Raw genomic sequence first — 23,815 nt, forward strand, 5'->3', positions numbered from 1 at the left:
GAGCCGGGTTCCCGAATTGCCCTGAAATCGGGAACCCAAAACCAGACGGAAAGGCCCCCGATTTTCCCTGAATTTGGAAATTTCATCCATCGGCGCGACGTGCCACGCGTGGGTCAGACGGTTTCGAAGCAGCCCGCGCCCAGCAGTCCCTTGAGCTCGCCCTGCAGACCGTTCTCCGTGGAGACGAAGAAGTCGCTGGACAGGGCCAGGCGGGTGGTGCCGCGCGGGGTCTGCAGCTTGAGGTGCACCGGGGTGGTGCCGGAATGCGCTCGCAGCGTCCGCTTCAGCTCCGCGACCAGGGACTGGTCGACCCGCCCCACCGGCACCTTGATCACGAACGCCGGGCTGGTGCCCGGATCGGTCTCGGCCGCGGAGATGTCCACCGGAACCGCGTCCGAGGCGAACACGCTGATCGTGCCCTCGCGCTCGTTGATGCGGCCCTTGACCGCGAGCGCGGTGTCCTCCACCAGGCAGTCGGCGTACATCTCGTAGGACTTCGGGAAGAACAGCACCTCCACGCTGGCGTCCAGGTCCTCCAGCGTGACGATCGCCCACGGGTGGCCGTTCTTGTTGATGCGGCGCTGGATTCCCGAGATCATCCCGGCGATCTTGAGCTGCTCCTTGCCGCCGCCGAACTCCCGCTCGCCGCCGACCAGCTCGGCGATCCCGGTGTCCTGGTAGGGGGCGAGCAGCCGCTCCGCGCCGTCCAGCGGGTGCGCCGAGACGTACAGGCCCAGCATTTCCCGCTCGTAGGACAGCAACTGCTTGCGCGGCCACTCCTCCGGGGTGAACGCCAAGTGCGCCAGCGGCGAGGCGTCCGCGCTGTCGTCCGAGGGATCCGCGCCGAAGAGGTCGAACTGGCCCATCGCCTGCTGCCGCTTGAGCCCGATCACCGCGTCCACCGCGGCTTCGTGGTGCTGGGCCAACGACATCCGGGTGTGCCCCAGCGAGTCGAAGGCACCGGCCTTGATCAGCGATTCGATGACCCGCTTGTTGCAGGCCAGGATCTCCGACTTGTCCAGGAAGTCGGTGAACGAGACGTAGCGGCCCTTCTCGCTGCGGCTCTTCACGATCGAGGCCACCACGTTGGAGCCGACGTTGCGGATCGCGCTCATCCCGAAGCGGATGTCGGAGCCGACGGCGGCGAAGGTGTCCTTGGAGTCGTTGACGTCCGGGGAGAGCACCTTGACGCCCATCCGGCGGCATTCGGCGAGGTAGACCGCCATCTTGTCCTTGTTGTCGCCGTTGGAGGTCAGCAGCGAGGCCATGTACTCGGCCGGGTAGTTGGCCTTCAGGTACGCCGTCCAGTACGCCACCAGCGCGTAACCGGCCGCGTGCGACTTGTTGAACGCGTAACCGGCGAAGGGCAGCACCGTCTCCCAGAGCTTGGTGATGGCCTCGTCGCGGTAGCCGTTGGCCTGCATACCGGCGTGGAAGCCCTCGAATTCCTGGTCCAGGACTTCCTTCTTCTTCTTGCCCATCGCGCGGCGCAGGATGTCCGCTCGACCGAGGCTGTAACCGGCCACCTTCTGCGCGATCGCCATGATCTGCTCTTGGTAGACGATCAGGCCGTAGGTCTCGTCGAGGATGTCGCGCAGATCCTCCTCAAGATCGGGGTGGATCGGCTCGATCTCCTTGCGCGCGTTCTTGCGGTCGGCGTAGTCGAGGTGCGCGTTGACATCCATCGGCCCCGGCCGGTACAGCGCGTTGGCCGCCACCAGGTCGCCGAACGCGGTCGGTTGCAGGCGTTTGAGCAGCTCGCGCATGCCGCCACCTTCGAACTGGAACACGCCCAGGCTTTCCCCGCGGGCGAGCATCTCGTAGGTGGTCTTGTCGTCCAGCCCCAGCGTCGACAGGTCGATCTCGACGCCGTGGTTCTCCTGCACCATCTTCAGCGCATCACCGAGGATGGTCAGGTTGGACAGCCCCAGGAAGTCCATCTTCAGCAGGCCGATGGCCTCGCAGGACGGGTAGTCCCAGCCGGTGATGATCGAACCGTCGTCCCTGGCCCACAGCGGAACCGTGCCCAGCAGCGGCTGGGAGGAGAGGATCACCGCGCAGGCGTGCACACCGGCGTTGCGGATCAGCCCTTCCAGGCCGCGGGCGGTGTCGAAGATCTGCGACACCGTCTGGTCGGTCTCGATCAGGCTGCGGACCTCGGCGGCTTCGGTGTAACGCTCGTGCTGCGGGTCCACGATGCCGGACAGCGGGATGTCCTTGGCCGCGATCGGCGGCGGCAGCGCCTTGGAGATCTTGTCCGCGATGGCGAAACCGGGCTGGCCGTGGTGCACCCGCGCGGCGTCCTTGATCGCCGCCTTCGTCTTGATCTTGCCGAAGGTGATGACCTGGGCCACCTTGTCCCGGCCGTACTTGTTGATCGCGTACTGCAGCACCTCGTCGCGACGCCGGTCGTCGAAGTCGAGGTCGATGTCCGGCGGGGAGTCGCGCTCCGGGTTCAGGAACCGCTCGAAGATCAGCCCGTGCTCCAGCGGGTCCAGGTTGGTGATGTGCAGGATGTAGGCCAACAGCGATCCCGCCGCCGAGCCACGACCCGGACCGACGTGGATGCCCTGCGACTTGGCCCACCGGGTCAGGTCGCCGACCACCAGGAAGTACGCGCAGTAGCCCTTGGTGTCGAGCACGTCCAACTCGATCCGGATGCGCTCCCGGCACTCCTCGGTCGGGCCGTCCGGGTAGCGGGTGGGCAGGTACTGCTCGATCTCGGCGGCCAGCAGGTCGCGCTCGGTCTTGCCGCTGCCGTCGGTCACCCGCGGCATCCGGTCCTGGAACTTCCAGACGTCCTCGTAGGACTCGACGCGCTCGGCGATCAGCAGCGTGCTGTCCGCCGCCCCGGGAACCTCCTTGTCCCAGTACTCGCGCATCTCCTCGGCGGACTTCAGGTAGTAGCCGTTGCCGTCGAACTTGAACCGGCTCTCGTCGCTGAGGGTCTTGCCGGACTGCACGCACAGCAGCGCGCCGTGCGACTCGGCCTGGTCGGCGGTGACGTAGTGGCTGTCGTTGGTCGCCAGCGGCTTGAGGTCCAACTCCTTGGCGATCTTGAGCAGGCCCTCCCGCACCGAGCGCTCGATCGGCAGGCCGTGGTCCATCAGCTCCAGGAAGAAGTTCTCCTTGCCGAAGATGTCCCGGTAGTCCGCCGCGGCCTGCAAAGCCTCGTCGTACTGCCGCAGCCGCAGCCGGGTCTGGACCTCGCCGGACGGGCAGCCGGTGGTGGCGATGATGCCTTCGGCGTACTCGCTGATCAGCTCGCGGTCCATGCGCGGCTTGCGGTAGTAGCCCTCGAAACTGGCGCGGCTGGACAGCGTGAACAGGTTGCGCAGCCCGGTGGCGTTGGCCGCCACCATCGTCATGTGCGTGTACGCACCCGCACCCGAGACGTCGCCGCCCTCACCGAACTCGTCGGTGCCGCGCTGCTTGGCCTCACCCCAGAACACCGGCTTCTTGTGGAACCGGCTGCCCGGCGCCAAGTACGCCTCGATGCCGATGATCGGCTTGATGCCGGTTTTCCTCGCCTGCTGGTAGAACTCGTCCGCGCCGAACATGTTCCCGTGGTCGGTCATGCCCACCGCGGGCATGCCCAATCTTTGCGCTTCCGCGAACAGCGCTGCGACCTTCGCCGCACCGTCGAGCATCGAGTACTCGGTGTGCACGTGCAGGTGGACGAAGGGGTCGACAGGCACGGGGAAGTCCTCCTTCGCGGCGGCTCTGGGGAGAGCTGCCAGCCTAACTCCCGACCCCGACGCGACCGGAGATTCCCCCGGCGTTGCGTCTCCGGGGAGTTCCAGGCTCATCTTGCGCAGCGGTGCGGGTAGCGGAACCTCAGACGCCGCCTGGACTGCGGGAGCAAATCACCGTGCCGTTGACGCTGTGGTCTGGTGGAGCGGGTAGCGTGGCACGACGTGGCTGGCCCTGATCCCGTGGACGTACGTCTGCTGAGCGTCGTCGCCGAGATGGGCCGTGCGGCGGTTCCCGAGATCGCCGGTCGGCTCGGCATGGATGTGCGTGACGTCGCCGCGCGTCTTGCTGCCCTGTCCACCACCGGTCTACCGCTGATCGTCGGTGTCGAGTGCGATGCCCAGGGCATCCGCAACGCGGTCGCCGCCGCGCAGCAGTGGGCCGCGCAGAACATGGCCAGCGGGCCGTACCAGGTCTCCGGCCCCGGCAGCGGTGGCCACCAGGTGCAGCACTCCGGCCCCTACCCGCAACCGTCCGGCGGCTATCCGGTGCCCACCGGTGGCTACCCGGCGCCCGCCTACGGCGGGCCGAGCGGCCAGCGGTTCGTCCCACCTGGCCCGCCGCCATCGTCCTTCCCGCAGCAGCCGACCCAGCAGGACCCGATGAACGTCTGGGGACCGCCCGGATCCGCCTCGTGGGCGCGCGGCGACCAGCAGCGGCCGGGCCAGCCAGCGCCGCAGCCGGTGCGCACCGGCAAGGTCGGCAGCAAGCTCGACGTCGAGGGTCTGGAGGGCGAGCGGATCACCATCATGCTCGTCGAGGTCGTGGATCCGGCGGATTTCCTGTTCACCGCAGCCGGTTACGAGTTGCAGGACGGCGAGCGAGCGGTCGTCGTGCACACCGAGTTGACCAACCGCGGGACGATCCCGTTCGCCTCGCTGCCCGACCTGTACCTGGAGCTGGTCACGAAGGACGGCGCCACGGTGTCGAAGGCCCCGGTGTCGCTGTCCTCCCGCCCGCCGCACCGCATCGGCGTGCCCTCCGGCGAGACCGCGGGCGGCCACACGGTGTACGTGCTCCCGGAGTCCACGGAGCTCACCGCGGTCCGCTGGACGCCGCGCCCCGGCGACGACCAACGCACCCTGACTTGGGACATAACCGACCTCTGACGTCTTTCCCGGTGATCCGTCGCGTCCGAACGGGCGTGTGCCCTTGCGGTTAGCGCTCTGATGTGGACACCTGGATGCATGACCTCTCCCGAGGGCGGTCGCACCAGCGTCGGTGTGCCGCGCGAGACGGCACCGGGTGAGCGCCGGGTCGCGCTGGTGCCCGGCGTGGTGGAGCGGTTGTGCGCGCAGGGGCTCCAGGTCGTCGTCGAGGCCGGTGCCGGACAGGCCGCGCTGATCCCAGACGACGCGTTCGCCAAGGCGGGCGCGAGCATCGGTGACCCGTGGTCGGCCGATGTCGTGGTGAAGGTCGACCCGCCGAGTGCCGCCGAGATCGACCGGTTGTCGACCGGATCGGTGCTGATCGGATTCCTGGCGCCGTTGACGGAACCGGACATCGCCGAGCAGCTGCGCGTGGCCGGGGTGCTGGGTTTCGCGCTGGAGTTGGTACCGCGCATCTCCCGAGCCCAGTCGATGGACGCGTTGTCGTCGCAGGCCAACGTGGCCGGATACCGGGCCGTGCTGCTGGCGGCGAACGAATGCACCCGGTTCTTCCCGATGCTGACCACGGCGGCGGGCACTGTGAAGCCCGCATCGGTGCTGGTGCTCGGCGTCGGGGTCGCCGGACTGCAGGCGTTGGCGACCGCGAAGCGGCTCGGCGCCCGCACCACGGGTTACGACGTGCGACCGGAGGTCGCCGACCAGGTGCGTTCGGTGGGCGCGAAGTGGCTGGACCTGGGTGTGGCGGCGGTCGGCGAAGGCGGCTACGCCCGCGAGCTGACCGAGGCGGAACGCGCCGAGCAGACCCACCGGCTGAACTCGGCGATCAGCGGTTTCGACGTGGTGATCACCACAGCCCTGGTGCCGGGCAGCCCGGCACCGAAGCTGGTTCCGGCCGAGGCGGTGCGCCGGATGCGACCGGGCAGCGTGATCGTCGACCTGGCCGGCGCGGCGGGCGGCAACTGCGAGCTCAGCGAGCCGGGCCGCACCGTGGTGGACCACGAGATCACCATCGCCACCCCGCTGAACCTCCCGGCGACCATGCCGGAACACGCCAGCGAGCTCTACGCCCGAAACGTCCAGGCGCTGCTCGAATCGATGCTCGTCGACGGCCGCCTCGCCCCCGACTTCGAAGACGAGGTGCTGGCCGCCACCTGCATCACCCGACCGGATCCGACACGAGCTTCGACAACCGGGTGAGGGGCACCCGTGACCCAGTTACTCGGTCACGGGTGCCCCTCACCCAGACACGGGGAGGAGGAGCGATGTTCCTGGCTGATCTGGCGATCCTGGTGTTGGCGGGGTTCGTCGGCTTCGCGGTGATCTCGAAGGTGCCGAACACCCTGCACACCCCGCTGATGTCCGGCACCAACGCCATCCACGGCATCGTGCTGCTCGGTGGCGTGCTGGTGCTGGGGTCCGGTGTGGACAGTCTCGGCTCCCAGCTGCTGGCGCTGGTGGCGATCGTGTTCGGCACCATCAACGTGGTCGGCGGATTCCTGGTCACCGACCGGATGTTGGGCATGTTCAAGCGCAAGCCGGACGCGGCGCGGAAGGGTGCCGAGAAGTGATCACGCTGCGGTCGGTGCTCTACATCCTGGCGTTCGCGCTGTTCATCTACGGCCTGATGGGACTGACCGGGCCGCGCACCGCGGTGCGCGGCAACGCGATCGCGGCGGCTGGCATGGTGGTCGCGGTCGTCGCCACGCTGCTCACCCCCGGGCTGGGCAACTGGTGGCTGATCGCGCTGGGCCTGGTGCTCGGCTCGGTCATCGGGGTGCCCGCCGCGCGGCGGGTGAAGATGACCGCGATGCCGCAGATGGTGGCGCTGTTCAACGGTGTCGGCGGCGGTGCGGTGGCGCTCACCGCCTGGGTGGAGTTCCGCGAAACCGCCGGATTCCAGGGCGAACCCGCCTTCGTTTCGGTCTCGACGCTGTTCGCCGCGATCATCGGATCGGTCTCGTTCTGGGGTTCCCTGGTGGCCTTCGGCAAGCTGCAGGAGATCGTGCCGGGCCGCCCGATCACGGTCGGCCGCCTGCAACTGCCGCTGAACGTCCTGCTGCTGGCCGGGGCGGTCGGCTGCGCCGTGGCGATCGGGCTGGGCGGCAACGCCGAGTGGCTGCTCGTCGCGCTGCTGGTGCTGGCCGGGGTCGCCGGGATCGCGGTGGTGCTGCCGATCGGCGGGGCCGACATGCCGGTGGTGGTGTCGCTGCTCAACGCCTCCACCGGGCTGTCCGCGGCGGCGGCCGGGCTGGCGTTGAGCAACACCGCGATGATCGTGGCAGGCATGCTGGTGGGCGCGTCCGGTTCGATCCTCACCGACCAGATGGCCAAGGCGATGAACCGGTCGATCCCGTCGATCGTCGCGGGCGGGTTCGGGGGTGGCGCGACGACCGCTCCGGCGGTCACCGGTGGTTCGGTGCGTGCCGTGAGCGCAGCCGATGTGGCGATCCAACTGGCGTACGCCGGGCAGGTGATCGTGGTGCCCGGCTACGGCATGGCGGTCGCGCAGGCCCAGCACGCCGTGCAGGACATGGCGAAGTTGTTGACCGACCGGGGTGTCGCCGTCGACTACGCGATCCACCCGGTGGCAGGCCGGATGCCCGGTCACATGAACGTGCTGCTCGCCGAGGCGGACGTGCCCTACGAACAGCTCAAGGAGATGGACGAGATCAACGACGAGTTCGCCCGCACCGACGTCGCGCTGGTGATCGGCGCCAACGACGTCACCAACCCGGCGGCCCGCAGCGACCCGAACTCCCCGATCTACGGCATGCCGATCCTCAACGTCGACCAGGCCAAGGCGGTCATCGTGCTGAAACGCTCGATGCGCGCGGGCTTCGCGGGCGTGGACAACCCGCTCTACACCGACCCGAAGACGACGATGCTGTTCGGCGACGCCAAGTCCTCGGTCCGCGAGGTGGTCGAAGAGCTAAAAGCCCTCTGAGGTGCACTGCGGGCGGCGGCCGGTGCTCACTGCTTGTCGCGGCGGAAGAAGTCCAGCGGATTGGCGCGTTTGGGCCGCTCGGGCTTGTCCCGGCTGCGGTACTGCAGCGTCGGCCATTCCCCCGCATCGTCGTTCGAGCGCTCCGGTTCCGGGCCGCCGAGCACCGACGGTGACGCGGTGCCGACGTCCTCGGCGCTGATCACGTCACCGAGGCTGGTGAAACCGGCGGGCGGGGTGTCCGCGTCCGAGCCGGGGTCGATCACCGGCATGCCGCTGGGCGGCGTCGGTGCGTCTGATCCCTCGAACGATCGTGACTGTGCCATCAAGCCCCCTTTGTCGTCGCAGGCTTGCCCGCCACGGTACCCAAATCAGCCGTCTTGATCGCGGAGCGCGTCCAGCGCGTGCTGGAGATCGGCCGGGTATTCGCTTTCGAACGTCACCCAGCCACCGGAGGGGTGCTCGAACGAGAGGCCACGTGCGTGCAACCACTGTCTGGTAATAGCGAGACGTCGGGCCAGCACCGGGTCCGCGCCGTAGGTGAGGTCGCCGACGCACGGGTGCTTGATCGCCGCGAAGTGCACCCGGATCTGGTGCGTGCGACCGGTTTCCAGCTTCACGTCCACCAGCGACGCCGCCCGGAACGCCTCCACCGTCTCGTAGTGGGTGATGCTCGGCTTGCCGCCGGTGACGACCGCGAACTTGTAGTCGTGGCGCGGATGCCGGTCGATCGGCGCGTCGATGGTGCCGCGGCTCGGGTCCGGATGTCCCTGCACCACAGCGTGGTAGCGCTTGTCCACGGTGCGTTCCTTGAACGCGCGCTTGAGCACCGAGTACGCGTGCTCGCTCTTGGCGACGACCATGACGCCGGTGGTGCCCGCGTCGAGCCGGTGCACGACGCCCTGCCGTTCGGCGGCGCCGGAGGTCGCGATGCGCACACCCGCCGCAGCGAGCCCGCCGACCACCGTCGGCCCTTCCCAACCGGGGCTGGGGTGCACCGCGACGCCGACCGGCTTGTCCACCACGACGATGTCGTCGTCCTCGTGCAGGATCTTCAGCCCTTCCACCGGCACCGCGACGACCTGCAACGGCTGCTCCGCCGGTGGCAGCACCACTTCCAGCCACGCCCCCGCGACCAGCCGGTCCGACTTGCCCGCCGGGTTGCCGTCCAGCAGCACATCGCCGGACTCCGCCAGTGACGCGACCGCGTTGCGGGACAGCCCCAGCAGCTTCGAAAGGCCCGCGTCCACCCGCATGCCGTCCAGCCCTTCGGGCACCGGCAGGGTTCGGAGATCGCTCACTTCTCCGCAGCCTTCTTCCGGCGGTGCACCGTGCCGTCGTAGTCCCGGCCCAGCAACGACATCAGCACGACCAGGATGCCGCCGCAGACGATGCAGCTGTCGGCGACGTTGAACACCGGCCACACCGCGCCGCCCGGCGCGAAGACCGACAGGAAGTCCACCACGTGCCCTTGCAGCGGGCCGGGGGCGCGGAAGATGCGGTCGGCCAGGTTGCCGCAGGCACCGCCGAGCACCAGGCCGAGGCCCACCGCCCAGCCCAGCGAACGCAGCTTCGGCGCCAGCCAGATGATCACCACGACGACCGCGATCGCGAGCAGCGCCAACAGCCACGTCATGCCGGTGGCCAGCGAGAACGCGGCACCGGGATTGCGCAGCACGTCGAGGTAGAGCAGGCCGCCGAGCAGTCGGACCGGCGGGCCGCCTTCCAGGTTGGCCACCACGGCGATCTTGGTGACGATGTCGATGCCCAAGGCCACCACAGCCACCCCGAACAGCAACCCGAGCAGCCGCCGGGACCCGACGCGCGGCGATTTGCCGGGATCTGCCGCGTCGGTCTGCGTCTCGTTGACCTGCGCTGCGACGGTTTCGCTGTCCGCGCGCTCTGCGGAGGACTGCCCTTGGGAGGACGGCTCGGTGCTCACGACGGCCATTGTCCCTGAACCGCAGCGGATGCATCGCGGCAGTACCTGAACTCACTCGCGGTGCGAGTAGCGGAGCCTCCCCGCCTGCGTCCCGCGCACCGCACAAGGTGGCGATTTCGCGCGCCCCGGATTCCGGATCGCGGAAGCTGGCTCAGCCGAGGAACCCCGGTGTCGGACGGGGATCGTCGGACGGGACCCAGCGACCGTCGACCTGCTCGTAGCGCCAAGTGGGTCCACCGGTCACCAGCCGCCGCAGGGCGTCGACGAAGCGGTCGACGTGCTCGTTCGTGGTGCCCAGGCCGACGCTGACCCGCACCGCGCGGTCGGCGTCCGAGCCAGCCCGCGAAAGCAGCCGACGCGTGGCCAGATGTGCGCAGAACAACCCGTCGCGAACGCCGATGCCGTGCTCCGCGGACAGCGCCGCGGCGAGCAGAGCGGGATCCTGGCTGTCCACCGTGAAGCTCACCACGCCGACCCGGTCGTGATCAGCGCCGAACAGGCTAAGCTCCCGAACCCCCGGCACGGCGCGCAGCCCCGCCCGCAACCGGCCCAGCAGCGTCTCCTCGTGCTCGATGATGTTCGCCCAGTTCGCCGAAAGCGTCTCGCAGGCCGCTGCCAGCGCGTGCACCCCGACAGTGTTCGGCGATCCGGCCTCGTGCCGCTCCGGGCCGGTGGTCCAGCTCACGGACCGTTCCTGCACCGACCGGGTAGCGCCGCCACCGGCGAGGTACGGCTCGGCGGCGTTGAGCCAGTCCGCGCGGCCGATCAACGCGCCAGCGCCGAACGGTGCGTACAGCTTGTGCCCGGACAGCGCCACGTAGTCGACATCGAGCTCCGTGATCCGCACCGGCCGGTGCGGGGCGAGTTGCGCGGCGTCCAGCACGGTGCGCGCGCCGCGACGGCGAGCCACCCGCGCGAGTTCGGCGACCGGCCACAGCTCGCCGGTGACATTGGAAGCGCCGGTGAGCACCGCGAGTCGCGGCCCCTCCGGGCACTCGGCCAGAGCGGCGTCCAACACGGCGACCGCGTCCGCTGCTGTCTCCGGCGCGGCGATGCGGCGCACCCGCGGACCGGTCCACGGGAGCAGCGCGGCGTGGTGCTCGGTGTCGAAGACGACCACGGACGTGCCGCGTGGCAGCACTCGGGCCAGCAGGTTGAGGGAGTCGGTGGTGTTGCGGGTGAAGAGCACCGAGTCGGTGCGCCGGGCACCGACGAAGTCCCGCAGCTCGTCGCGAGCGTTCTCGTAAACCCGCGTGCACACCTGGGACGCGAAACCGGCGCCGCGGTGCACACTGGCGTACCAGGGAAGCAGTTCGTCCACCGCCGTCCGCACGGCCTCCAGGCACGGCGCGCTGGCCGCGTGATCGAGATTGGCGTAACCGACGCTCTCCCCGGTGACCAGCGGGACCCGCAGCGCGCCCCCCACCACGGCGGGAATCCGGTACTCCACATTGGACTGCGTCGGGATGTCGATGACGGCAGACGACACGATGCCCCTCCTCGGGCCTCACCGGACCCGGCAGGAAGGGTCCGCGCTTGCCGAGCCGCCCTGCGCGACCGGCCAGGTCCTCACCCGGGGCACCCCACCGCGGTAGGAGGGTTGCCGACCAGCAAGCCGGGGCTTGACGCTGGTACTCATGACCTTCGACCCAGCACCCTAGAAAACCACCGCGCACCGGGCAACAAGCTCCCAAGAAGTGAGAACGACCCGCCGCCACACCGGATCCGGTGAAGCGTGAGGGGTACCCGTGACCAAGTAACTTGGTCACGGGTACCCCTCACCTCGAACGGAACTTCGTCAGAGCTTGGTGACGGAGACTTTGATCTCGGTGCCGTCGCCGACGGTGCCGGTGAAGCCGTCCGCCACGTCGCCCGGTTCGATCGCGTTCGCCAGGGTTTCGCCCGCGATGAATTCGCGGTGCGCGGCAACCGCGTCCAGCACCTCGGCGGGCGCCGACACCGTGGCGATGATCCGGTCCGACACCTCGAAGTCCGCCTCGCGGCGGGCCTGCTGGACGACTCGGACCACGTCGCGGGCCAGGCCCTCGGCGGCCAACTCCGGGGTCACCTCGGTGTCCAGCACGACCAGCCCCTCGCCGCCCGGCAACGCCGAGGCGGCTCCGGTGTCGGTGGACACCAGCCGCTCGGTGAACTCGCCGTCCTGCAGCTCGATGCCCGCCGCGACCACGGTGTTCCCGGTGCGCTGCCACTCCCCGGACTTCACCGCCTTGATCACCTTCTGCACGTCCCGGCCCAGCCGCGGACCGGCGGCCCGCGCGTTGACCGCGATCTCGAAGTGCCCGTGCGCGGCGACGTCGGTGCTCAGTTCGAGCTCCTTGACGTTGACCTCGTCGCCGATCAGATCCGCGAACGGTCGCAGCACCTCGGCTTCCGGGGCGGCGACCACCAGCTTGGCCAGCGGCAACCGCACCCGCAGCTTGTTGGCCTTGCGCAGCGCCAACGCCGACGAGCACACCTGGCGCACCTGGTCCATCGCGGTCACCAGCGCGGCGTCCGCGGGCAGCTCGTCGACCAGCGGCCAGTCCGCCAGGTGCACCGACCGACCGCCGGTCAGCCCCCGCCAGACCGCCTCGGCAGTCAGCGGCAGCAGCGGCGCCACCACCCGGCAGGTCACCTCCAGCACGGTGTGCAGCGTGTTGATCGCGTCCTGGTCACCGGCCCAGAACCGGTCGCGCGACCGGCGCACGTACCAGTTCGTCAGCACTTCGAGGAAATTCCGCACGTTCGCGCAGGCACCAGCCAGGTCGAAGGTGTCCATCGCGGACTGCACGTCGCCGACCAACTCGTTGGTCTTGGCCAGCACGTAGCGGTCCAGCACGTGCTTGCTGTCCACACTGGACTCACCTGTGACACCCGCGGCGTTGGCGTACAGCGCGAGGAAGTACCAGGAGTTCCACAGCGGCAGCACCGCCTGCCGCACCGCGTCGCGGATGCCGCGTTCGGTGACCACCAGGTCCCCGCCGCGCAGGATCGGGCTGGACATCAGGAACCAGCGCATCGCATCCGAACCGTCGCGGTCGAAGACCTCGTTGACGTCCGGGTAGTTGCGCTTGGACTTCGACATCTTCAGCCCGTCGTGGCCCAGCACGATGCCGTGCGCCACCACGTTGGAGAACGCCGGGCGGTCGAACAGGGCCGTCGCGAGCACGTGCATGTTGTAGAACCAGCCGCGCGTCTGGCCGTTGTACTCGACGATGAAATCGCCCGGGTAGTGGTGCTCGAACCACTCCGCGTTCTCGAACGGGTAGTGCACCTGGGCGAACGGCATCGAACCGGACTCGAACCAGCAGTCCAGCACCTCCGGCACCCGCCGCATCGTCGACCGACCCGTCGGGTCGTCCGGGTTCGGCCGGGTCAGCTCGTCGATCTCCGGGCGGTGCAGGTTGGTCGGCCGCACCCCGAAGTCGCGTTCCAACTCGTCCAGCGAGCCGTAGACGTCGGTGCGCGGGTAGGCCGGGTCGTCGGAGACCCACACCGGGATCGGCGAACCCCAGTAGCGGTTCCGGGAGATGTTCCAGTCGCGGGCGTTCTGCAACCACTTGCCGAACTGCCCGTCCCGGATGTGCTCGGGCACCCAGTTGATCTGCTGGTTCAGCTCGACCATCCGGTTCTTGAACTGGGTGACCGCCACGAACCAGGACGACACCGCCCGCTGGATCAGCGCGTTGTCGCAGCGCCAGCAGTGCGGGTACGGGTGGTCGTAGGTCTCGTGCCGCAGCAGCAGACCTTTTTCCTTGAGGTCGCGGATGATCTGCTTGTTCGCCTCGAAGACGTGCAAGCCCGCGTACGGCGGCACCTCGGTGGTGAACCTGCCGTGCGCGTCGACCGGCACCACCGGCTCGATGTCCGCGGCATCGGTGACGACCTTGTCCTCTTCACCGAAGGCGGGGGCGATGTGCACCATGCCGGTGCCGTCGTCGGTCGTGACGTAGTCGGCCGACAGCACCTGGTGCGCGTTCTCCCGGCCCAAGAAGAAGTCGAACGGCGGCGTGTACGCGGTGCCGAGCAACTCGGTGCCGCGGAACCGGGCGAGCACGTGGTCCGCGATGTCCTCGCCGAGTTCCCGCGCGTACGCACCGAGCCGCGCCTCGGCCAGCACGTAGCGCTCGGCGCTGTTCGCGGGCGCTACCAGCACGTATTCCACGTCGGGGTGCACCGCGGCGGCCAGGTTGGACGGCAGCGTCCACGGCGTGGTCGTCCACACCAGGGCCAGGGCGCCGTCGAAGACCTTGCCGGTCGCCTTCAGCCGCAGCCCGACGGTCACCGCCGGGTCCTGCCGCTGCCGGTAGACGTCGTCCATCCGGGTTTCGGTGTTGGAAAGCGGTGTCTCGCAACGCCAGCAGTACCAGAGCACCCGGAAGCCCTCGTATACCAGGCCCTTGTCCCACAGGGTCTTGAAGGCCCACATGACGCTTTCCATGTAGTCCAGGTCGAGCGTCTTGTAGTCGTTGTCGAAGTCCACCCACCGGGCCTGCCGGGTGACGTAGTCCTCCCAGTCGGCGGTGTAGCGCAGCACCGAGGTCCGGCACGCCTCGTTGAACGCGGCGACGCCCATCTGCTCGATCTCGGACTTGGAAGTGATGCCGAGCTGCTTCTCCGCCTCCACCTCGGCGGGCAGCCCGTGGCAGTCCCAGCCGAACCGGCGCTCCACCCGGTGACCGCGCATCGTCTGGTAGCGCGGCACCGCGTCCTTGACGTAGCCGGTCAGCAGGTGCCCGTAGTGCGGCAGGCCGTTGGCGAACGGCGGCCCGTCGTAGAAGACGAACTCGTTGGAACCGTTGACACCGGGCTCGCGGGCCTGCACCGACGCCTGGAAGGTCTTGTCGTCGGCCCAGAAATCCAACACCTCGCGCTCGATGTCCGGGAACGCGGGCTGAGCTGCCACGCCGCGCTCACCGGCGGCGCCGAACTGAACCTTGGGATAAGCCATCGCGGATGCGCTCCTCGCGGTGTGTGTCCGTTTCCGCACGGGCACCGAGGGTTCGGTGTCCACGCGGGGACGACACCTCGTGCGCGTGCTCGCACGAGTTCCGCGGTACCACCCCGCTTGCCGTCGACGACCGCCGACGACCGCTCGTTACCGGCTATGACGGGCCGGACCCGTCCGGTTCTACTGAGGCAGCGACCGCTGCCCGTTCTTCCGGAAGCTCCCCGGTGATGGCCGGATCATCGCCTGGCTACACCAGAGTACCGGCAGTCCGCCACCAATTTTCACGGGTCCGCGGTTTCGGAGTCGACCATCCCCGTTCCGCGCGACGGCGGACACCGTCTCGTTGCGGGATCCCCCCACATCTCAATCGAGAGTGCGGTCCGCCAGCTTGCGAGGTCTGCGGCGTTCCGAGGCCAGCGTCGCGTTCGGGGCGCAGTGGGCGCAGGGTGTGAAGCCGAGTTCCCGCGCCTCGCGCAACGTCAGCGCGATCGTCTTCCGATCACCGATCAGCTCGCAGGTGCGCACGTGGTAACGCGGCCGCTCGTCGATCACCAGCACCTCGGCGGCCGGGTCCGCCACTGCCGCCGCGTTGCTGCGCTCCTCTCCCGGCTCCGCCGGATCGGATTTCGGCTTCGCACGCGCCGAAACCGACCGACGCCGCAACCGATCAACCGTCAGCAACGCCACACCGAGGACGCTGACCAGGACCGACAACCACGCCAGGTCGGGCTGGTCGGAGACGACCGCACCGGCCAGCACGCCACCGGCCACCAAGACCAGCACCAGCACGACCAACAGCACGCGCGCTCACACCCCCTCGCCGAACAGCCCGGATGCAAGTCGGCGGCAACGGGCGGTTCGGGCCCGTTGCCGCCGATGCGAGCGAACGTGATCAGCCAGCTTCGGCCGCACGCGCCCCGAAGCTGTAGCTGGTCTGCTGGCTGGAAGACCGCCCGCCACTGCTGTCGGCGGGAGCTGCTGAGCCGCGGTCCTGCAGTTCGCGCAGTTGCGACTCAAGGTAGGTCTGCAGTCGAGTGCGGTACTCGCGCTCGAACGTGCGAAGCGTCTCGATCTTCTTCTCCAGCGCGTTCTTCTCCTGGGTGATGTTGCCCATCACCTCAGCGTGCTTGCGCTGCGCATCGCGTTCCAGGGTGGCGGCCTTCTCCCGGGCCTGCCGTTCCAACGTCTCGGCCCGCGTGCGGGCATCGTTGAGCAACGTCTCGGCGCGGGTCCGCGACTCGTTGACCAAGCTGTCGGACTTCGAACGGGCTTCGGACAGCAGCTGCTCGGACTTCGTCCGCGCTTCGGACAGCATGCCGTCGGCCTCGGCCTTGGCTTCGCCGGTCAGCCGGTCGGCCATCTCCTGCGCGAGGCCCAGCACCTTGGCGGCCTGCACGTGATGATCGCCGCCCGGGGAAGTCTGCTCTACGGCGGTCGGCGCCGGGACCGGGGTGAGCCGGCGCGGTTCCTCCGGTGGGGCGGCCGGAGGTGGGGGAACCGACGCCTGACTGCGGGCGTCGTCCAGATCGACCTGCGCGGACTGCAGCTGGGCCTCCAACTGCTCCACCTGGCTGCGCAGGTCGTTGTTCTCCTCCACCAGCCGGGCAAGCTCGGCTTCAACCAGGTCGAGGAATGCGTCCACCTCGTCCTCGTTGTAGCCCCGCTTACCGATCGGAGGTTTGCTGAACGCGACGTTATGCACGTCTGCGGGGGTCAAGCCCACAAGATCACCTCACGCACTCCTCGGCTGCGGGTAGCCCGGGTTCCCCGTCACCCGGGCTGCACCAGTCGCATCAGTATGAACACGACCAGCAGCAGCACCATAATCGATAGGTCCAGTCCGACGCCGCCGATCCGGACCGTCGGGATCACCCGACGCACCAACTTTACGGGTGGGTCGGTCACTGTGTAGATGCTCTCCAACGCGATTGCAACCCCCCCGACGGGCCGCCAATCGCGAGCGAACACCCGAACGAGTTCGATCACGATACGGGCCGTGAGCAGCAGCCAGAAGAAGAACAGAACGTAAAACAGGACGATCTGCACCGGGTTCACGCTTCAACTGTGCCACCACTCACCCGTAGTTGAAAAAGGCACCCTCGGCGAGCCGCCGCTTGTCCTCGGCCGCGACGTCCACGTTCGGCGGTGAGAGCAAGAACACGCGGTTGGTGACCTTCTCGATCGAACCCCGCAACGCGAACGCCAGACCAGCGGCGAAGTCGACCAGCCGCTTGGCGTCGGCCTCCTCCATCTCGGTCAGGTTCATGATCACCGGCGTGCCGTCCCGGTACTGCTCGCCGATCGTGCGGGCCTCGCTGTAGCTGCGCGGGTGCAGCGTTGTGATCTTGCTCAAGTTGAACTGGGTGCCGGTGTCGGTGACCGCCCGTAGCCGGGAGACCGATTCCCGCGGCGGATCGGCGGACAGGTTGCTGCGCGCCACCGGCGGATCCGGCGTCCACTGCCGACGCGACCGCGGCGCCGGTTCGCGGTACTCCTCGACGAAGCCCTCCGGCTCGGCGTCGGCTTCCGCCTGATATCCCCCGCGGGTGCCGACCCGGCGCCGTCCCCCGACCCGGTCGGACGGGCTGTCGTAGAGGTCGCGGTCGGAGTCGGCATACCGGTCGCGGTAGCCGACTTCGTCTTCGTAATCGTCGACCTCGTCGGCCGGGACCATGCCGAAGTAGGCCTTCAACTTGTGCAAAGCGCTCATCGGCATGCCCTTCCTCTGCGACTCCTTAACACCGAGCACGAGGCGGCCGACCTTCGACCCCCCTGTTCACGGCTACGGCGAGGTTAACCGCCGCCTTCCTAGCAGCGCGGTTCCGACACGCACCCTGGTCGAGCCGTGCGCAACGGCACTTTCCAGGTCACCGGACATCCCCGCAGACACTTCGACAGCTTCACGGTGATCTCTGCGCAGCCGCTCAGAGATCGCGGAAAGTGTGTCAAATGCCACACCCGGTTCGCCACCCAACGGGGCGACAGCCATCACACCGCGCAGCCTAAGATCACCCGTTAGCGTGATCTTGTCGGCCAGTGCGGGCACATCCGCTGGACGACATCCCCCACGGCCGGTCGCTTCATCCAGGCTGACCTGCAACAACACGTCCAACGGCTGCTGCCGTTCACCGGCGTCCAGCGCGTTGGCGGTGGCGCGGCGCAGAGCCTCGACGAGCCGCTCGCTGTCCACCGACTCGACGACGTCGGCCCAGCGGACCACCGCCCGCGCCTTGTTGCGCTGCAGTTGACCGACCATGTGCCAGCGGACCGCGGCGGCCGGGCGCAGCGCGGCGAACTCGGCGACCTTGTCACGCGCCTCCTGTTCCCGGTTCTCGGCGAACCTGGCCATCCCGAGATCGGACAGCAGGGCCACGTCCGAAGCGGGGAAGGTCTTGGTCACCGCGAGCAGCTCGACCTCCTCCGGTCGCCGACCGGCCGCGCGGCAGGCCCGGTCGACCCGATCCCGAACCTCTCGCAGCGACTCGGCCAACTCCGCGCGCCGCGACGGCTCGCTCATGCCAGTTCCGCCTCTCCGCGATTCACAATTGTGGTGCGTCCAACACGAATCTCGCGTTTTGCGGTTTCTTGTGGCTGGGTTGCGTCACGGTCCCCTGGGGTGCGGTTGAGGAGGACTGGGGTTGGCACAGCGCTACTCATGCAGCCCTCCTGTTCTTGCGGGGCACCCGCACCCGATCTGTAATGCAGGACGCCCGAGCCCGGTCGGCGTTGTCAGCGGAGCAGGAACTGTCGCTCACGACACATCCTCCGGCTCGGCCCAGATGACCGCTGCGAACCGGCCGGTGCGCCCGCCGTCCCGGCGGTGGCTGTAGAGCTCCGGAGATTCCATCGTGCACCGCGGATCGACGCCGATCCGCGCGATCCCGGCGGCGGCCAACTGCTCCCAGAGTCCGGCGCGCAGATCGAGCCCGGTGGTGCCCTTGCGGGTCTTGCACGCGCTGCCGGGCAAGTGCTTCTCGACGTCCGCCTGCATCTCGGCGGGCACCTCGTAGCAATCGCCGCAGGCGGCCGGGCCGAGCAGCGCTTCGATGCGGTCCAACTGGGCCCCGGCCTCCCGCATCGCCTTCAGCGCCGCGACGAGCACCCCGACGCGGGCGCCCACTCGACCGGCGTGCACGGCCGAAACCACGCCGGATTCCGGATCGCCGAGCAGCACCGGCACGCAGTCCGCGGTCAGCGCGATCAACGCCAGTGCGGGCTCGGCGGTCACCAGCGCGTCGGTCGCCTCGACCGGAGCCGACTGCGGCCCGTCGACGATGGTGGCGGTGCGGCCGTGGATCTGCTCCATCCAGACCAACCGCTGTTCGGGCAGACCGATTCCGTCGGCCAACTTGCGCTGGTTCGCGGCCAGCGCAGCCGGGTCATCTCCGACCCTGCCGCCGAGGTTGAAGGAATCGAACGGCGGCCGGGAACTGCCGCCCTCCCGCGTGGTGATCACGCGCCGAATCCGCACTGCTGCTCAGCCTCCCACCAGCGGGCCCGAACGGGCTCGCACGAAAAACGACACCGGAACCAGGTGGTTTCCGGTGTCGATTCTCGCTCATGCGCCGTGCGGTGCGGCCGGACCGTTGGTCAGCGCCGCATGAACGGTGGTATGTCGACGTCGTCGTCGGTGTCGTCGTTCACCGGGACGGCGCGGTTCGGCAGTGCGCCGGGGCGGCTGGAAGTGCCGCCGTGCGTCGGGTATCCGCCGCTGGCGCGGGTGGGCACCGACACGTTCTGCTGACCGGTGGCCGGACCGTCGCTGCCGAACAGCCCGGTGCGCTGGCCGAGTCCGGGGCGCTGCGACGCTTCCGGTGCGGGCTCCGGCTGCGCCGGAGGCGTCGGTGGCTGCACGACCGGCGGCGCGACCGGCTGCTCCGCCTGCGGCGTCGGTTGCGGCGGCGCCGGGCGAGCTTCGGGCTCCGCCACGGGTGCGGGCTTCTCGGCGCTCCCAGCGGGTTCGGCGTCCTCGGTCCGGGAGCCGACCCTGGTCGGGTCGAGCTTCTTGTGGGTCGGCGTGCCAGCGTCGAACCCGGCGGCGATCACGGTCACCCGCACCTCATCGCCCAGCGAGTCGTCGATGACCGTGCCGAAGATGATGTTGGCCTCGGGGTGCGCGGACTCCTGCACCAGCGACGCCGACTCGTTGATCTCGAACAGACCGAGGTCGGAGCCACCGGCGATGGCCAGCAGCACGCCGTGCGCGCCCTCCATGGACGCTTCCAGCAGCGGCGAGTTGATCGCCTTCTGCGCGGCCTGCACCGCCCGGCCCTCGCCGCGCGCCGAGCCGATGCCCATCAGCGCACTGCCAGCGCCGGACATGACGCTCTTCACGTCGGCGAAGTCGAGGTTGATCAGACCGGGCGTGGTGATCAGGTCGGTGATGCCCTGGACACCGGAGAGCAGCACCTCGTCAGCGGACCGGAAGGCGTCCATCAGGCTCACCCCGATGTCGCCGAGCTGCAGCAGCCGGTCGTTCGGGATGACGATCAGGGTGTCGCAGCACTCGCGGAGCTCCTTGATGCCCTGTTCGGCCTGCGCCGCGCGGCGCTTGCCCTCGAAGGAGAACGGCCGGGTGACCACGCCGATGGTCAGCGCGCCGAGCTTGCGCGCGATCGACGCCACGACCGGCGCGCCGCCGGTGCCGGTGCCGCCGCCTTCACCAGCGGTCACGAACACCATGTCGGCGCCCTTGAGGACCTCTTCGATCTCTTCCTTGTGGTCCTCGGCGGCCTTGTGACCGACTTCCGGCGCGGCGCCAGCTCCGAGACCACGGGTCAGCTCGCGGCCGATGTCCAGCTTCACGTCGGCATCGGACATCAGCAGGGCCTGCGCGTCGGTGTTCACCGCGATGAACTCGACACCTTTGAGCCCGACCTCGATCATGCGGTTCACGGCGTTGACGCCGCCGCCGCCGATGCCGACGACCTTGATCACCGCGAGATAGTTGTGCGGGGGCGTCATCGGATCCGCCTTCCTGATCGTGGCTCTGCGCTCGCTACGTCGGCCGCTGGTCCAGCGGTCGCCGACGCGGGTCCGCCCGGTCGCTGCCAGCACGGGATTCGAGGTGCAGCCGATCCCGTGCGTGGTCCGGACGGTAGGCATCCAACTACCCCCGCGTCCAGCAGCCACGCCGGGATCCGTGGCAGGTGTGTTGTGCCGCGCACCTTCGTCGCTTCCGCCTCGACCGTTTTCGTTGTTGACCAGCGGTCCGCCCGCCGCGGCGAGCCCAGTGTTGTTCCTCCCCTGGTGCGGTGCTCACGTCTCGGACGTGATCACCACCAACACCGTACCCCGAGCCCTGCTCACCCGGTCGAGGCAGGCAGTTTCGGACTCGCCTGGCAAATCCCGACCGGAGGTGTCCGGATTCGCTGCCATGGTCGCTGCTCGACCGAATCTGGAACAGGAGGAATTCCTGACATGACTGGACAACTGCACGGCAAGGTCGCGCTGGTGGCCGGGGCGACCCGAGGCGCGGGGCGCGGCATCGCCGTGGAGCTGGGGGCAGCTGGTGCGACCGTCTACGGCACTGGGCGCAGCACGCGGGAGCAGCGCTCGGACTACGACCGGCCGGAGACCATTGAGGACACCGCCGAACTGGTGACGCGGGCGGGCGGCCGGGGCATCGCGGTCCGGGTCGACCACACCGACCCGGCGCAGGTCCGCGGGCTGGTGCAGCGGATCGAGGCGGAGCAGGGCCGACTGGACGTCCTGGTCAACGACCTCGGCGGCGAGCACCTGATGGACTGGCACAAACCGATCTGGCAGCAGGACCTGACCAAGGGCCTCCAGCGGTTGCGCACCGGAATCGAAGCGCACATGATCACCAGCCACTTCGCGCTGGCACTGCTGAGCAAGCAGCCGGGCGGGCTCGTCGTGGAGCTCACCGACGGCACGGCGGAGGTGAACGAGCAGTACTACCGCAGCGATTGCGGAGCGTTCTTCGACATCGCCAAGACAGCCATGCACCGGCTGGCCCGGGCCCAGGGGGAGGAGTTGAAGGAGTTCGGCGGCACTGCGGTTTCGCTGACGCCGGGCTGGCTGCGCTCGGAGATGATGCTGGAGCACTTCGGCGTCACCGAGGAGAACTGGCGGGAGTCCACCACCGCCCCGCCGGGCTTCGCCATCGCCGAGTCGCCCGCCTTCGTCGGCCGCGCGGTGGTCGCCCTGGCGACCGACCCGGAGGTGGCCCGCTGGAACACCGAGTCGCTGTCGAGCGGATACCTCGCGAAGGTCTACGGCTTCACCGACACCGACGGCTCCCAACCGGACTGCTGGCGCTACGCCCTCGAAGTCGAGTGGCCCGGCAAACCCGGAAACCCCGACGACTACCGCTGACGGGTGATGAGTGAAGGGCACCTGTGACCGGCTTACTCGGTCACAGGTGCCCTTCACCTCGACCAAGATCACCGTAAAGGGTGGCGAGGCGGGTGGCGGCGCTGGCGAACTGGTGGCGGAGTTCGGGTGGGGCGAGGATTTCCACTTCCGGGCCGAGTTGGAGCAGTTGGTCGTAGGCGATCTGGAGCGATTCGACGGGTAGCGTCGTGGTCATCCAGCCTTCGGTGTCGGGTTCGCCCACGGCGGCTTCGGCGGCGCGGGCACCGGCTCCGTCGGTGGTCGCGTGGAGCTTGCGCAGGCCGATCGGACTGATCCGGATTTCGATGGTCTCGGTCAGCAGCGAGCGGGCGAACTCCTCCGACTTGCGCTCCCAGAACGCGGCGAGGTCGAAGGTCTCGTCCCGGTTGAAGGTCTCCTCCGCCACTTCGACGCTGCGGAAGCGGTCCACCCGGTACGTCAGGAACCGCTGTTCGCAGCGGGCCGCCAGGTACCAGACCCCGGCCTTGAGCACGAGGCCGTGCGGCTCGATCCGGCGCTGCACCTCCCGTTCGCCGCGCTGGTACGACGCGGTCACCCGGAGGTCGCGCCACACCGCGCGGCTCAGTTCCGGTAGCACGGCCGGGGTTTCGACCTCGCGGAACCAGCGCGGGGCGTCCAGGTGGAACCGCTGACCGACCCGCTGCGGCGCATCGCGGAACGGCGGTGCCAACGCCGCCGACGCCTTGAGCTGTGCCGAGGCGACGGCTTCGCCCAGCCCCATGTCGATCGCCGGGCCCGGCACGCCGGAGAGGAACAGGGCCTCGGCTTCGGCCTGGTGCAGGCCGGTGAGCTTGGCCCGGTAGCCGCCGAGCAGCCGGTACCCGCCGGTCCGGCCCCGCTCGGCGTACACCGGCACCCCGGCCTCGGCCAGCGCGAGCACGTCCCGCGCCACGGTCCGCTCGGAAACCTCCAGCTCGCGGGCGAGTTCCGGCCCGGTCATCGAGCCGCGCACCTGCAACAGGCACAGCAGCGAAACCAACCTCGATGCCCGCATGCGGCGAGCCTACGGCGCACCCCCGACACCGTCCCTGGTCGCCGTTGCCACCGCATGGAACGGGCGGGCGTTTCGCACTTCACGACGGCCGCGGATGCCATACCACGCAATGCCCGTTTCGCCAGGCAGTCCTGGAACGGTCGTCCGGTGCTCGACTGCTGGCGATTTCGCGAGAAATCGGCACACCACCGCGGCACTCGACACGCCCGACGACACCTCAGTCCCTCCCCGGCGCAGGGACCTGGTGTTCAGCGCAGGCCGGTGGTCTTCAGGGAGGCGACCAGCCACCGCTGGCCGAGCAAGAACACCAGGACCGTCGGCACGGCCGCGAGCATCGCGGCGGCCACCACGTAGTGCTGCTTCGAGGCGTACTGGCCTTGCAGCGAAGCTATGCCGACCTGGACGACGCGCAGCGACTCGTCCTGGGCCACCGCCAGCGGCCACAGGAAGGAATTCCGGTTGGCCAGGAAGAGCAGCACCGCCAACGCGGCGAGCATCGGACGGCTCAGCGGCAGGATGACGTGCCAGTAGATCCGTTCGCCACCTCGATCACCCCCGTGAGAGCAATCCCGGAAAACGATCGCTGACGCTATTGACCGAGCGACGACCACGTCAATGCGCCATTGGTGGCCACCAACACCTGTTCCCACCTTTACCGGAATTCCCGATGAGTCCACAGTAGACAATGCCGTTGGTCGGCGGCCGGTTGGTGACCACGTCCCACACTGTCTACGGGGCGTGACCGGCA

At 69.0% G+C, this 23,815-nt stretch carries 20 protein-coding genes and 1 riboswitch; of the genes, 5 read left to right on the forward strand and 15 right to left on the reverse strand.

Annotated elements, in window-relative coordinates; translation table 11 throughout:
* Nucleotides 1-113 precede the first annotated feature (113 nt).
* The gene (gene dnaE, locus MOQ72_RS24010; protein WP_242187800.1) at nucleotides 114-3,698 is read right to left on the reverse strand and encodes a DNA polymerase III subunit alpha; all 3,585 of its coding nucleotides are present in this window, start codon (nucleotides 3,696-3,698) and stop codon (nucleotides 114-116) included.
* 219 nt (nucleotides 3,699-3,917) lie between these two features.
* On the opposite strand from dnaE, the gene MOQ72_RS24015 reads away from it, so the two are divergent.
* The 4 genes from MOQ72_RS24015 (at nucleotide 3,918) to MOQ72_RS24030 (ending at nucleotide 7,806) form a co-directional block, all read left to right on the forward strand.
* Nucleotides 3,918-4,862 carry an Lrp/AsnC family transcriptional regulator gene (locus MOQ72_RS24015; RefSeq protein WP_242187801.1) on the forward strand — a complete coding sequence of 315 codons (945 nt, stop codon included), beginning with the start codon at nucleotides 3,918-3,920 and terminating at the stop codon, nucleotides 4,860-4,862.
* Nucleotides 4,863-4,940: 78 nt separating this feature from the next.
* A complete protein-coding gene (locus tag MOQ72_RS24020; RefSeq protein WP_242187803.1) occupies nucleotides 4,941-6,059 on the forward strand; it encodes a Re/Si-specific NAD(P)(+) transhydrogenase subunit alpha in 1,119 nt (372 codons plus the stop codon).
* 65 nt (nucleotides 6,060-6,124) lie between these two features.
* On the forward strand, nucleotides 6,125-6,430 hold the full coding sequence (locus MOQ72_RS24025; protein WP_242187805.1) for an NAD(P) transhydrogenase subunit alpha part 2: 306 nt from the start codon (nucleotides 6,125-6,127) through the stop codon (nucleotides 6,428-6,430).
* Nucleotides 6,427-7,806 (forward strand): NAD(P)(+) transhydrogenase (Re/Si-specific) subunit beta, encoded by a 1,380-nt coding sequence (locus tag MOQ72_RS24030; RefSeq protein ID WP_242187806.1) that lies wholly within the window; start codon nucleotides 6,427-6,429, stop codon nucleotides 7,804-7,806. Before MOQ72_RS24025 ends, MOQ72_RS24030 begins: the two co-directional genes overlap by 4 nt.
* A 26-nt stretch (nucleotides 7,807-7,832) precedes the next feature.
* Here the strand turns inward: MOQ72_RS24030 and MOQ72_RS24035 are convergent, their stop codons facing one another.
* The 12 genes from MOQ72_RS24035 to ftsZ all read right to left on the reverse strand — a co-directional run bounded on the left by MOQ72_RS24035 (nucleotide 7,833) and on the right by ftsZ (nucleotide 20,660).
* Complete coding sequence (locus tag MOQ72_RS24035; RefSeq protein WP_242187808.1) at nucleotides 7,833-8,129, reverse strand: hypothetical protein; 297 nt, start codon at nucleotides 8,127-8,129, stop codon at nucleotides 7,833-7,835.
* Nucleotides 8,130-8,174: 45 nt separating this feature from the next.
* Nucleotides 8,175-9,059, reverse strand: coding sequence for an RluA family pseudouridine synthase (locus MOQ72_RS24040; protein WP_242187913.1), 885 nt, complete (start codon nucleotides 9,057-9,059; stop codon nucleotides 8,175-8,177).
* 41 nt (nucleotides 9,060-9,100) lie between these two features.
* Nucleotides 9,101-9,754, reverse strand: coding sequence for a signal peptidase II (lspA, locus tag MOQ72_RS24045; RefSeq protein ID WP_242187810.1), 654 nt, complete (start codon nucleotides 9,752-9,754; stop codon nucleotides 9,101-9,103).
* Nucleotides 9,755-9,896: 142 nt separating this feature from the next.
* Entirely contained in the window at nucleotides 9,897-11,234 is a 1,338-nt protein-coding gene (locus MOQ72_RS24050; RefSeq protein WP_242187813.1) for an aminotransferase class V-fold PLP-dependent enzyme, read from the reverse strand.
* Between the two features lie 38 nt (nucleotides 11,235-11,272).
* Nucleotides 11,273-11,388, reverse strand: a riboswitch (SAM riboswitch).
* Between the two features lie 155 nt (nucleotides 11,389-11,543).
* Nucleotides 11,544-14,696 carry an isoleucine--tRNA ligase gene (gene ileS / locus MOQ72_RS24055; protein WP_242187814.1) on the reverse strand — a complete coding sequence of 1,051 codons (3,153 nt, stop codon included), beginning with the start codon at nucleotides 14,694-14,696 and terminating at the stop codon, nucleotides 11,544-11,546.
* 363 nt (nucleotides 14,697-15,059) lie between these two features.
* Nucleotides 15,060-15,497: a hypothetical protein gene (locus MOQ72_RS24060; protein ID WP_242187816.1), complete on the reverse strand. Its 438-nt coding sequence runs from the start codon at nucleotides 15,495-15,497 to the stop codon at nucleotides 15,060-15,062.
* Between the two features lie 91 nt (nucleotides 15,498-15,588).
* Nucleotides 15,589-16,419, reverse strand: coding sequence for a DivIVA-like cell division protein Wag31 (wag31, locus tag MOQ72_RS24065; RefSeq protein WP_242187818.1), 831 nt, complete (start codon nucleotides 16,417-16,419; stop codon nucleotides 15,589-15,591).
* Between the two features lie 47 nt (nucleotides 16,420-16,466).
* Nucleotides 16,467-16,751 carry a YggT family protein gene (locus tag MOQ72_RS24070; RefSeq protein ID WP_093160639.1) on the reverse strand — a complete coding sequence of 95 codons (285 nt, stop codon included), beginning with the start codon at nucleotides 16,749-16,751 and terminating at the stop codon, nucleotides 16,467-16,469.
* A 19-nt stretch (nucleotides 16,752-16,770) separates the two neighbouring features.
* The gene (locus MOQ72_RS24075; protein ID WP_242187819.1) at nucleotides 16,771-17,406 is read right to left on the reverse strand and encodes a cell division protein SepF; all 636 of its coding nucleotides are present in this window, start codon (nucleotides 17,404-17,406) and stop codon (nucleotides 16,771-16,773) included.
* 72 nt (nucleotides 17,407-17,478) lie between these two features.
* Nucleotides 17,479-18,213 carry a YggS family pyridoxal phosphate-dependent enzyme gene (locus tag MOQ72_RS24080; RefSeq protein ID WP_242187820.1) on the reverse strand — a complete coding sequence of 245 codons (735 nt, stop codon included), beginning with the start codon at nucleotides 18,211-18,213 and terminating at the stop codon, nucleotides 17,479-17,481.
* 234 nt (nucleotides 18,214-18,447) lie between these two features.
* The gene (gene pgeF / locus MOQ72_RS24085; protein ID WP_242187824.1) at nucleotides 18,448-19,167 is read right to left on the reverse strand and encodes a peptidoglycan editing factor PgeF; all 720 of its coding nucleotides are present in this window, start codon (nucleotides 19,165-19,167) and stop codon (nucleotides 18,448-18,450) included.
* 119 nt (nucleotides 19,168-19,286) lie between these two features.
* A complete protein-coding gene (gene ftsZ, locus MOQ72_RS24090) occupies nucleotides 19,287-20,660 on the reverse strand; it encodes a cell division protein FtsZ (protein ID WP_242187915.1) in 1,374 nt (457 codons plus the stop codon).
* Between the two features lie 456 nt (nucleotides 20,661-21,116).
* Between ftsZ and MOQ72_RS24095 the strand changes: the two genes are divergently transcribed.
* A complete protein-coding gene (locus tag MOQ72_RS24095) occupies nucleotides 21,117-22,034 on the forward strand; it encodes an SDR family oxidoreductase (RefSeq protein ID WP_242187825.1) in 918 nt (305 codons plus the stop codon).
* Between the two features lie 40 nt (nucleotides 22,035-22,074).
* On the opposite strand, the gene MOQ72_RS24100 is transcribed toward MOQ72_RS24095, so the two are convergent.
* Nucleotides 22,075-23,067: a helix-turn-helix transcriptional regulator gene (locus tag MOQ72_RS24100; RefSeq protein WP_242187826.1), complete on the reverse strand. Its 993-nt coding sequence runs from the start codon at nucleotides 23,065-23,067 to the stop codon at nucleotides 22,075-22,077.
* A 248-nt stretch (nucleotides 23,068-23,315) separates the two neighbouring features.
* Entirely contained in the window at nucleotides 23,316-23,744 is a 429-nt protein-coding gene (locus tag MOQ72_RS45690) for an ABC transporter permease subunit (protein ID WP_372495526.1), read from the reverse strand.
* Nucleotides 23,745-23,815 lie beyond the last annotated feature (71 nt).

Source organism: Saccharopolyspora soli, from assembly GCF_022678645.1.
Lineage (GTDB): Bacteria > Actinomycetota > Actinomycetes > Mycobacteriales > Pseudonocardiaceae > Saccharopolyspora > Saccharopolyspora soli.